This window comes from Aquisalimonas sp., assembly GCF_007120195.1.
GTDB lineage: Bacteria > Pseudomonadota > Gammaproteobacteria > Nitrococcales > Aquisalimonadaceae > Aquisalimonas.
Window position 1 is genome coordinate 1 of the sequence record NZ_SKOG01000074.1, and the last position, 11,016, is coordinate 11,016.

Annotated in this window: 9 protein-coding genes; 4 read left to right on the top strand and 5 right to left on the bottom strand. The window is 65.2% G+C overall.

Translation table 11 applies throughout. The features are described from left to right. On the top strand, positions 1–260 hold a 260-nt coding region (locus tag QZT63_RS06375; protein ID WP_290649559.1), incomplete at its 5' end, for a helix-turn-helix domain-containing protein. A 329-nt stretch (positions 261–589) separates the two neighbouring features. On the opposite strand, the gene QZT63_RS06380 is transcribed toward QZT63_RS06375, so the two are convergent. The 3 genes from QZT63_RS06380 to QZT63_RS06390 all read right to left on the bottom strand — a co-directional run bounded on the left by QZT63_RS06380 (position 590) and on the right by QZT63_RS06390 (position 3,562). Next, complete coding sequence (locus tag QZT63_RS06380; RefSeq protein ID WP_290649561.1) at positions 590–1,027, bottom strand: DUF488 domain-containing protein; 438 nt, start codon at positions 1,025–1,027, stop codon at positions 590–592. Positions 1,028–1,066: 39 nt separating this feature from the next. Then, complete coding sequence (locus QZT63_RS06385; RefSeq protein WP_290649563.1) at positions 1,067–3,175, bottom strand: S9 family peptidase; 2,109 nt, start codon at positions 3,173–3,175, stop codon at positions 1,067–1,069. Positions 3,176–3,262: 87 nt separating this feature from the next. Continuing rightward, on the bottom strand, positions 3,263–3,562 hold the full coding sequence (locus QZT63_RS06390; RefSeq protein WP_290649565.1) for a hypothetical protein: 300 nt from the start codon (positions 3,560–3,562) through the stop codon (positions 3,263–3,265). Positions 3,563–3,805: 243 nt separating this feature from the next. On the opposite strand from QZT63_RS06390, the gene QZT63_RS06395 reads away from it, so the two are divergent. From QZT63_RS06395 to QZT63_RS06405, 3 genes are all read left to right on the top strand, one after another. After that, positions 3,806–4,309, top strand: coding sequence for a tRNA-binding protein (locus QZT63_RS06395; RefSeq protein WP_366636176.1), 504 nt, complete (start codon positions 3,806–3,808; stop codon positions 4,307–4,309). Positions 4,310–4,491: 182 nt separating this feature from the next. After that, entirely contained in the window at positions 4,492–6,348 is a 1,857-nt protein-coding gene (locus QZT63_RS06400) for a diguanylate cyclase (protein ID WP_290649567.1), read from the top strand. Positions 6,349–6,469: 121 nt separating this feature from the next. Further along, a complete protein-coding gene (locus tag QZT63_RS06405; protein WP_290649569.1) occupies positions 6,470–7,738 on the top strand; it encodes a D-amino acid dehydrogenase in 1,269 nt (422 codons plus the stop codon). Positions 7,739–7,828: 90 nt separating this feature from the next. Here the strand turns inward: QZT63_RS06405 and clpB are convergent, their stop codons facing one another. Then, a complete protein-coding gene (gene clpB / locus QZT63_RS06410; RefSeq protein WP_290649571.1) occupies positions 7,829–10,423 on the bottom strand; it encodes an ATP-dependent chaperone ClpB in 2,595 nt (864 codons plus the stop codon). Between the two features lie 248 nt (positions 10,424–10,671). After that, a partial coding sequence (locus tag QZT63_RS06415; RefSeq protein ID WP_290649573.1) for a laccase domain-containing protein occupies positions 10,672–11,016 on the bottom strand: 345 nt, incomplete at its 5' end.

An 11,016-nucleotide genomic window follows, 5' to 3' on the forward strand; every position in this document is an offset into this window, starting at 1 on the left:
CCCGTGCACGGCAGCTGCTGCTGCAAACGGAAATGCCCATTACCGACGTGGCCTTGGCCTGCGGGTTCGTCTCACCGCCACACTTCACCAAGTGCTACCACGAGCGCCAGGGCCGCTCCCCTTCGGAAGAGCGACGGCTGCGCCGCGAGCGGCTCCTGTCGGGCGCGCCACGTTCCCCGGCCCCACCAACACCCCTGGTTTCGGAGTCGGTGCCCTTTGCAGTGGATCAGGAATTTCAGCCGTTGGACCAGGTGGAATGAGCGCCTTTCAGGCCGACGGTGCGTTATGCTTTGCGAATCCCCCCTCCGATCAGCCCCGGGGCCAAGGCAGGACTCCGTGGCGTAGCCACGTAGCCACGTAGGGTGGATTAGCGAAGCGTAATCCACCGTCAATAACACAGCGCCGCAGGCACACGACTCGGGGTGCGCCTGTGCGCCTGTGGCGCAATTGGTTTAACGGTGCATTACGCTCGCGCTAATGACACCCTACACCCTTCGATCGGCCGCAGTGCCATGGCATGGCTGCTCGTCGTGGATTAGGCGAAGCCGTAATCCACCGTCAATAACATAGCGCCGCAGGCGCACCGATTTCACGGATCCTCGCGGTCAAGCCCATTGTAGGCGGCAAAATCGCCGGCGTAGCAGGTCGGCGATGCGGGTTGTCCGCGGGGCCCATCCGCCGCGCGCTCCAGCAATACCTCGCGCAGGACCACAGCCTGGTTATGGTCGCGATCGCGGGCAGCGAAAAGCAGGGTCACCGGTTGCTGCCGAGCCAGGGTCAGCACCCGGTCCAGTGCCTCGGGTACCGCCGCCAGTTCGCTGCGATAGGATTGCCGGAAACCTCTCCAACGCACCGGAGCATGCCCGAACCAGCGCCGCAGCTCGCTGGACGGCGCCAGTTCGCGCATCCATACATCCACCCCCGCGTCCGCCTTGCGGACCCCACGCGGCCACAGGCGATCCACCAGCATGCGCATACCGTCTTCGGGGTCGGCGGGATCATGGATGCGTTTGAGTCGGATATCCACGGTTCACGAATTTCGGTTACAGGACACTGGCAACACGCGTCATCCAGCCTGGGCGGCCGTGGCTTCCTCGTTACCATAGACCATGAGAATGAAGGCGTAACGGTAGGCCACCTCTTCGAGAAAATCGAAGCGGCCGCCGGGTCCGCCATGACCGGCACTCATATTCGTGCGCAACAGCAGCCAGTTGCTGTCTGCCTTCAACGTGCGCAGGCGGGCCACCCATTTGGCCGGCTCCCAGTAGGTCACCCGCGGGTCCGACACGCCGGCTGTCACCAACAGGTGCGGGTAGGGCTGGGCCCGGACATTGTCGTAGGGTGAGTAGGCCAGGATCGTCCGATAGGCGGTTTCGTCCTCGATCGGATTGCCCCACTCCGGCCATTCCGGCGGTGTCAGGGGCAGACTCGGGTCGAGCATGGTATTGAGCACATCCACGAACGGGACATCGGCCACGGCGGCGTGGAAGAGCTCCGAGCGCTGGTTCAGCACGGCGCCCACGAGCATGCCGCCGGCACTGCCGCCATGCGTGGTCAAGCGGCCGGCGCCGGTATAGCCCGCCTCGATCAGGTGCTCGGCGCAGGCGATGTAATCGTTGAAGGTATTCGCCTTGCGCTCAAGCTTACCGTCCCGGTACCAATGGTAGCCGCGGTCCTTGCCGCCGCGCACGTGTGCCACTGCGTAGACGAACCCGCGGTTCACCAGACTCAAGCGCAGCGGCGAAAAACCAGGCAGGTCGATCATTCCATAGGCGCCGTAGCCGTAGAGCAGCAGCGGCGTATCGGCCCCCGGGCGCACCGCCCGATGGTGGAACAGCGACACCGGCACCTGTTCGCCGTCCGGGGCGGTGGCGAACAGGCGCTGCACGACGTAGGCCTCCGGGTCGTGGCCGCTCGGTATCTCCTGCTCCTTGCGCAGCACCCGCTCCCGCGTCGCCATGTCGTAGTCATAGACGCGCGCTGGTGTGCTGAACGAGCTGTAGGTCAGCCGCAAGGTGGTGGTGTCGTACTCATAGCCCGGTACCATGCCCAATGCGTAGCAGGCCTCGTCGAAGCGCACGGTATGCTCCTGGCCGCTGTGCAGATCGCGCACGACAATCGCCGGCAGCGCATCGGCGACTTCGGTCCGCACAAGATAACCCCGAAAGAGCAGCATATCCTGTATGAGATGGCCCGGCCGGTGCGGCACGAGATCCTCCCAGCCCTGAGGGCGCGCACGGGGCGCCGTGATAATGCGGAAGTCCTCGGCATCGCGGTTGGTGAGTACAAGCCAGTGGTCACCGTGGTCGGCGATACCGTACTCAATGCCCCTCTCACGCGGGAACAACAACTCCGGTGCTGCATCCGGCTGGTCTGCCGGGATAAAGCGCACCTCGCTGGTGACATGATCGTGACTGGAGATCAACAGGAAACGCCCGCTTTCCGTCTTGTCCACGCCGACGAAAAAGCCGTCGTCCGGCTCTTCGTAGACGAGCACGTCCGCCGCAGCACTCGTGCCTAAACGATGCCGGTACACCCACTTGGGGCGGTGATCCGCATCGAGCACCGTATAGAACAGCGTGCGCCCGTCGGTGGCCCACTCGAAATCACCGCGCGCGTTCTCGATGCGATCCGGCAGATCCGCGCCATCGGCCAGGTTGCGAAAGCGAATCACCCAGCTCTCGGCACCGCACGTGTCCACGCCATAGGCCAGGTAGTGATGGTCCGGCGCGTGTTCCGCCGCCCCCAGCCGGAAGTACTCGTGACCGCCGGCTTCCGCATCACCATCGAGCAGAATCTGCTCCGGAGCATCCTCGCCCCCTTGCCGCCGGCACAGCAGGGCATGCTGCCCCCCTTGCCGATAGCGGCTGTAATAGAAGTAGGGGCCGTCCCTCATGGGGACCGAGCTGTCGTCCTCGCGGATGCGGCCGCGCAACTCGGCGAACAGGCGCTCCCGGAACGAGGCAGTGGGTGCCATGACCGCATCGGCATAGCCGTTCTCCGCCTCCAGATGGGCGCGGATGGGCGCGGCGAGTTGCTCCGGATCGCGCATGGCCTCGCGCCAGTTGGGGTCCCGCAGCCACGCGTAGGGATCCTGGCGCTCGTGCCCGTGGTGGACGCTGGTAGACAGCTGCTTCTCGGCGATAGGCGGCCGCGGGTGGTCGTTGTCACTCATTCGGGGTGGCTCGTCTTCTGGTTGGAGGCAGGCGCGCACCGGCGCCGGGCAGACCGCGCCCGCCGCGCTGCTGACGGAACCGGCGTATCAGGCGTTGCCTGGGGTCATGTCGTCCGGCGATTCAAAATACTCGCTGCTACGGGAGACGTCCTCAACAAGCTGCTGGAGCAGCTGCAATCGCCATTCCGCCGTGCGCAGCGGCGCGCAATCGGGACAGCGCGGGTCATCGCAGGGTTGGCGCGTGTACAGCCAGTAGTGAATGGCGCCCGAGAGCAGGCCGTCGGCGACATCCCCGACATCGGCTTGTTCGTCCTGCTCGGCAATCTGATTGCCCAGGTCCACCACCGCCTGGGCCGCAGTGTCGATGGTCCGCTGGTCGTCGTGCATGGACGGCTCGCTCTTGTCGCTGTGAATCGCCGAATCAGCCGATCCGCAATTTGGACATGCTGTGCGCAGTGTAACAATTCCCGCCCCGGTGCGAGAGCCGCCACCGCCGCACGGTTGTGCACAGACACCGCCCCCGTCTGTCAACCCCGAAACGACGAACCGGTCGGCACAGCAAGGCTGTACCACAAACACCACATAGAATCATATATTGCTGATATTAAAGTTAATTATTGATCTGCCCAAATGTTCATCAATCTGACACAAAGCCGCCAATGGTGGGAGTTGCGGCCGGACGTGCAGGCATTATCCACATTCTTATCCACAGGATCTGTGGACAACGACCGGCCCGCGACTGAATCTTCGGCGCATGGCACCATTGGCCTCTTTAAAGTGACGGGAGTGACTTTTATGCAAACCATTGATTGGGATCATTTCCAAGCCATCGCGCTACACGCCGGAACGATTACGCACGCGGAACCGTTCCCCGAAGCTCGGCGGCCGGCCTACAAGCTCACCGTGGACTTCGGTCCCGACCTGGGCATAAGGCGATCAAGTGCACAAATCACCGACCACTACAGCACCGACGATCTGGTCGGTCGCCAGATCCTGGCAGTGGTCAATTTCCCTCCGAAGCAGATCGGCCCCATGCGCTCGGAATGCCTGGTCACGGGATTTTACAGCGAAGACGGCGGGGTTGTGCTTGCGGTACCGGACAAACCGGTGCAAAACGGCGCCAGACTGGGCTGACGTGTGCCATTGTCGGCGGATGGCAACGCCGGTCGGCGGCTTTACGACCGAAGGGCATCAACCAATGATGGCCAGCACCCAATTTTTCTGCTTTAGTCAACAGTGAACAGTACGGTAAAGTGTTGGCTTGTTGCAACATCGGTCGTCGCAACGCCGTTACGGGAATGGCGGAGGGGAGTTACATGGGCAGCGGAGCGCTGGAATCGGAATCTCGCGGAGGTTCAGGGGGATCAACAGACCGTGAACTCCCTGCCGAGAGCCTGCCCCCCCTTCTGCGCTGGCTCTGCCATGACACCGCGGCCGAGGGTGCACTAATCCTGCAAACGACCAATGACGAGACCCGCCTGCTCGGGGCGTTCAACGCACCCCTTGGGCTGCAGCGGCTCATGACCCGTCTTGCACCGCTGATTGCCGCTGGCACCGAAGTGACCACCACATCGGACCTCGGCTTGCTCGGTCCGGAACGCCCGCTGCAGCTGCTGCCCGTGCCCACCGACTCTGGCGACGTTCACCTGTGCCTTATTGCCCCGTCGCAAACACAGGCAACCACCGTGCCCTCTGCGAAAAGCCTTGCCGTGGAGGCCCTGGCCGCCCACGTTGAACTGCTGCAGGCGGGGCGCGAGGAGGCGCGCATACACACCGGTCATGTCGCACGAGGGGAGCTGCTCCAAGAGACCCTGGACGGTCTGGACGAACCCCTGTGCACCTGCGACCAGCAGGGCCGTATCCTTGCCGTCAACCTGGCGCTCGGCCGGCTACTTGACGAGGACCGGCACGGGCTCATCGGGCGGAATCTCACCCGCTTCCTCAGCGGGGACGCGACGGCCTTTATGGAACACTTGCGGGCGCGTACCGACGCGGAGGCACCATACCCCGGCCCCACCTGGCATCTGCTGGACGCCCATGGACACGACCTGGAGGTCTCGGTCAAGAAGACGGTCCTACTGCGGGAGGATCGCCCGGAGCGCATATTGCTGCACTGGCGCCCGGTGGAACGTCAAAGCGCGACACCCTCCTTGCAGGACGCGCGCAGCATCATTCTTGAGCGCGTGACCCGGCGAGAGCCGGTCCAGGCCACGCTGGGCTCCGTTTGCGAGCTCGCGGAAAGCCAATTGCCCGAGACCATCGCGATCATCTCCGTGCCACGGCCGGAGGGAGGCCGGCTGCTGATTGCGCCGGACATGCCGCCGCATCTGCGCCAGGGACTGGAAGCCCATCACGGGTTCGATACGGACGAGAGCCTCTGCGCCAGTGTCGTGGCCACGGGGGAACGGCACATCTGCCCGGACGTGCGCATGGAGGACCGTTGGCCGGACTATCGCTGGTTTGCAGTGGCCCACGGCATTCACAGCATCTGGTCGGAACCGCTGCGCTCACGCGACGGCAACACGCTGGGGGCCCTCACCGTGTTCCGGGCCGAAGCGGGCCGCCCCACCTGCGAACAGCTCGACGCGCTGCAACGTCTGGCGGACTTGGGGGCCGTCGCGGTAAGCCATGCCAACTTCCTGGAAGAGCTGGAATCCCAGGCCTACCATGACGGGCTCACCGGACTGCCCAATCGGCGCCTGCTCAGTGACCGACTGGCCCATCAACTGGGCCTTGCACGGCGCAGCCGGCAGCCTGTGGCAGTGTTGCTCCTGGATGTCGATGGATTCAAGCAGGTCAACGATCAGCTTGGTCATCACGAAGGCGACCGCTTGCTGTGTCGCCTGGCCAATGAACTGGGAAGTGTGCTCCGACCGGGTGACACCCTTGCACGCCTGGGCGGCGATGAGTTCGTGGTCGTGGCAGCGCTCGGCCACTCCGGCGACGCGCCGGCGCTGGCCGAGCGCCTGCTGGCGGCGGCAAAGCGGTTATCCGCCACCAACTGCGCGGGCATCAGTATCGGCATCAGCGTATTCCCCGACCATGGCGACAGTGAGCGGCCACTGCTTCACCGGGCCGATAGCGCCATGTATCAGGCCAAGGAACAGGGCAAGAACCGCTGGGCGGTCTACGCCCACTCAGCCACTGACCAGGCCCTGCACCCCGCTCGATAGCCTGCTGGTGGTGACGGCCTGACGGTGCCGGATGCACCGGCCTGGGTGAAGGCTGTATCATCGCGGCGAACGTACGGCATGTCGCGGCGTGGCACGCACGCGCAGCGTATCGGGGGGTAGCATGCGCATTATCGTGATCGGCGCCGGTGTGCTGGGGGTCACTACGGCCTGGTATCTGCGCCGGGAGGGGCATGACGTCACCGTGGTGGATCGGGCCACACGGGCGGGTGAGGAGACCAGCTTCGCCAACGGCGGGCTGCTCCACGCGAGCCATGCGGAGCCATGGAACGCGCCGGGCATCCTCTGGCAGCTGTTGCGCTGGATCGGGCGCGAGGACTCCCCGCTACTGCTGCGGCCGGGCCAGATACCGTACCTCCTGGGTTGGGGCACAGGGTTTGTCCGCAACAGCACACGGAGCCGCTTCGAACGCCACACCCGCGTCAACGCCGCCCTGGCGGTCTACAGCCTGCAGCTCCTGCGGGAGTTACGCCGGGACACACGCATTCGCTACGACGACGCGCAGAACGGCATCCTCAAGGTATTCGATGACCCGGCAGCCCTGGACAAGGCTCTGCACGCCTCAAAGGTGACGGCTCCGCTCGGCGTGCGCCACTCGGTGCTGGATACGCCACAGACCGTGGCGCTGGAACCGGCACTGGAGGAATCACGCGACCAGCTCATCGGCAGCATCTACTATCCGGATGACGAAAGCGGCGATGCCCGCCTGTTCACGGAACGCCTGGCCGCACTGGCCACCGATGCCGGAGTGACGTTTCAGTTCGGGTGCAACGTCGAACGCTTGCGCCTGGAGGGTGGGCGGGTCAAGGCCGTGGAGACGGCAACCGGGCCGCTGGAGGCGGACAGCTACGTGATCGCCGCCGGCAACGACAGCAAACGCCTGGCGCGCCAGGTGGGGGTGCGCCTGCCCATCTACCCGGTCAAGGGGTATTCCGCCACGCTGCCGCTGGAAGGCTGGCGCAATCCGCCACAAATCCCCATCATCGACGACGCCCGCAAGGTGGTAGTGACCCTGCTTGGTGGCCGCATCCGCCTGGCGGGCACCGCGGAGTTTGCCGGTTACGACGACAGCCTGCAAACCCGGCGGGCGGCGACAGTGCTGCGCCAGGCCTCGGGACGGTTTCCGAGCCTGGGGCAGCATGCCGAGCGCCATGAACCGACTTACTGGGCCGGGCTCCGGCCCATGACCATGGACGGGCCGCCAATCCTGGGGCCATCTCCCGTGCCCAACCTTTTCCTCAATGCCGGCCCCGGCCACCTCGGCTGGACGTTCGCCTGCGGCTGCTCGCGCATCGTCGCCGATGTGATCAGCGGCAAGACCCCTGAGCTGGAGCTCGAAGGCCTCGGGCTGCACCGTTTTCAGTCCTGGTAGCACGTGCGCGGCGCACCGCGCCCTGCGCCCGGCCGCCGACTCCGTGGCGGCTCGGGCGGCGCGCATCCCTGCGCGGCCCGATCGCCCGCGTTACGCTGCCGCGTTGGCCTTGCGATCGAAGGTGAAGCCCTCGCCCCGATAGTCCACCTCGATAGCATCCCCGGGGCCGAAATTGCCCTCGAGGATTTCGTGGGCCAGGCTGTTCTCCACCCGTGACTGAATCACCCGCTTCAACGGCCGCGCACCGTAGACCGGATCGAAACCGGCCTCGGAGAGCTTGCTCAGCGCCGCATCGGTAAAGCGGATCGCCATGTCCCGATCTGCCAGCCGCTCGGACAGATACCGGGTCTGGATGGCGGCGATGGCCTTGAGCTGCTCCTGCTCCAGCGCGTGGAACACCACCACGTCATCCACCCGGTTGATGAACTCCGGCCGGAAGTGGGTACCGACAATGTCCATCACGGAGGCCCGCATCCGCGCATAGTGCTCCTCGCCGGCCATGGACTGAATGATCTCCGAGCCCAGGTTTGACGTCATGACGATCACCGTGTTGCGGAAATCCACGGTGCGCCCGTGGCCGTCCGTGAGCCGACCGTCGTCCAGCACCTGGAGCAGGATGTTGAAGACGTCCGTATGGGCCTTCTCCACCTCGTCGAGCAGGATCACCGAGTACGGCTTACGCCGCACGGCCTCGGTCAGATAGCCGCCCTCTTCGTAACCCACGTAGCCCGGGGGCGCACCCACGAGGCGCGACACGGAGTGCTTTTCCATGAACTCCGACATGTCGATGCGGACCATGGCCTCTTCCGTGTCGAACAGAAACGCGGCCAGGGCCTTGCACAGCTCCGTCTTGCCCACCCCGGTGGGGCCGAGGAACAGGAAGGAACCATTGGGTCGGTTCGGGTCCGACAGCCCCGCCCGGGAGCGCCGGATGGCATCGGAGACCACCTTCACCGCCTCATGCTGGCCAATAACGCGCTCGCCCAGGGCCTCCTCCATGCGCAGCAGCTTCTCCCGCTCGCCTTCCAGCATCTTGGACACCGGGATGCCCGTCCACTTGGAGACCACTTCGGCGACCTCCTCCTCGCCCACGTGGCTGCGCAGCAACCGCTTCTCGGCGCTCATATCCGCCTGGGACGCCGCCTCCAGCTTGCGCTCGAGCTCCGGGATACGGCCATACTGCAGTTCCGACATGCGCGTGAGATCGCCGGCGCGGCGCGCTGTCTCCATCTCCTGCCGGGCCTGTTCGAGCTGCTCCTTCACCGTGGTGGTGCCTTCCACCGAGGCCTTCTCGGAGTTCCAGATCGCCTCGAGCTCGGCGTACTCGCGCTCGAGGCGTTCGACCTCTTCATCCAGCGTACTAAGCCGCTTTTTCGAGGCCTCGTCCGTTTCCTTCTTCAGGGCCTCGCGCTCGATCTTGAGCTGGATGAGCCGGCGCTCCAGTCGATCCATCTCCTCGGGCTTGGAATCGATCTCCATGCGGATACGCGAGGCCGCCTCGTCCACCAGGTCGATGGCCTTGTCCGGCAGCTGCCGATCGGTGATGTAACGGTGGGACAACGTCGCCGCGGCCACGATAGCCGGGTCAGTGATCTCCACCTTGTGGTGGACCTCGTAGCGCTCCTTGAGGCCACGCAGGATAGCGATGGTGTCCTCCACCGAGGGCTCGTCCACCAGCACCTTCTGGAAGCGCCGCTCCAGGGCCGCGTCCTTTTCAATGTTCTTGCGGTACTCGTCCAGGGTCGTCGCACCAATGCAGTGGAGCTCCCCCCGCGCCAGGGCTGGCTTGAGCATGTTGCCCGCATCCATGGAGCCTTCGGCCTTGCCGGCGCCGACGATGGTGTGGATCTCATCGATGAACAGGATGATCTGGCCTTCCTGCTTGGAGAGATCATTGAGCACCCCCTTGAGGCGCTCCTCGAACTCGCCCCGGTACTTCGCACCGGCGATCAGCGCGCCCATGTCCAGGGACAGCAGCCGCTTGTGGGCGATTCCTTCCGGGACCTCGCCGTTAATGATTCGGTTCGCCAGTCCCTCCACGATCGCCGTCTTGCCCACGCCGGGCTCGCCGATCAGTACCGGGTTATTCTTGGTCCGCCGCTGCAGCACCTGCACCGTGCGCCGAATCTCGTCGTCACGGCCGATTACCGGGTCGAGCTTGCCCTGCTCGGCGCGTTCCGTCAGGTCGATGGTGTACTTCTCCAGGGCCTGGCGCTGATCTTCGGCGTTGGGGTCGTTGACCGATTCCCCACCGCGCAGCGCCTCCACGGCCTGCTCCAGCACGGACCTGGTGGCGCCGGCCTTGCGCAGCAGCTCGCCGAGCTGCCCCTTGTCCTCCGCCGCCGCGAGCACGAACAGCTCGCTGGAGATGTACTGGTCCTGGCGTTTCTGCGCCAGCTTGTCGGTCTGGTTCAGCAACCGCGACAGGTCGTTGGAGACCTGCACATGGCCGTCACCGCCTTGCACCGAAGGCAGGCGCTCGATGGCGTTGCCCAGCTGCGAGCGCAGGTAGTTCACGTTCACGCCCGCCTGGTTGAGCAGATGGCGGACCGTGCCGCCTTCCTGGTCCAGCAGCGCCACCATGAGGTGGACGGGCTCGATGAACTGGTGATCCCGCCCCACCGCCAGGGATTGCGCATCGGCCAGGGCGTTCTGGAATTTCGTTGTCAGTCGGTCCATTCGCATGGGTAGTGTCCCTCAAAAATCGTGTGGATAGCTCTGAGAGCTGACATGGGGACGGCGGGGGGCAAAGGAAAGCCTGGGCGGCGCATAAGGTGCGCCTGTGGCGCGATTCGTTTGACGGCGCATTACGCTGGCGCTAATGACACCGTACGCCCTTCGATCAGGCCCGGTGCCATGGCAGGTCTCCACCACGTAGGGCGTGGTTAGCGCAGCGTAACCCGCCGTCAACAACATAGCGCCGCAGGCACACATCAACGCGCGAGCCAGATCACGGTGCCCATGCGGCCGGTTTTGCCGTCGCGGCGGTAGGAGAAAAATCGATCACGATCGGTGTGGGTGCAGAAACCGCCGCCGTGAATGGAGACCACCCCGAGGGCACGCAGCCGCCTGGCGGCCAGGCGGTAAATGTCGGCGTACCAACGACCCGCGCCGGCGCCACGAAAGGCCTCCGTGGCGCCCGGATCGACGTCCAGGAAGGCCTGCCGCACCTCGTCACCGACCTCGAACCGGTGCGGGCCGATGGCCGGCCCCAGCCAGGCCATCAGCCGCTCGGGTTTTGTCTGCAGCGCGGCGACGGTCGCCTCCAGCACACCGGC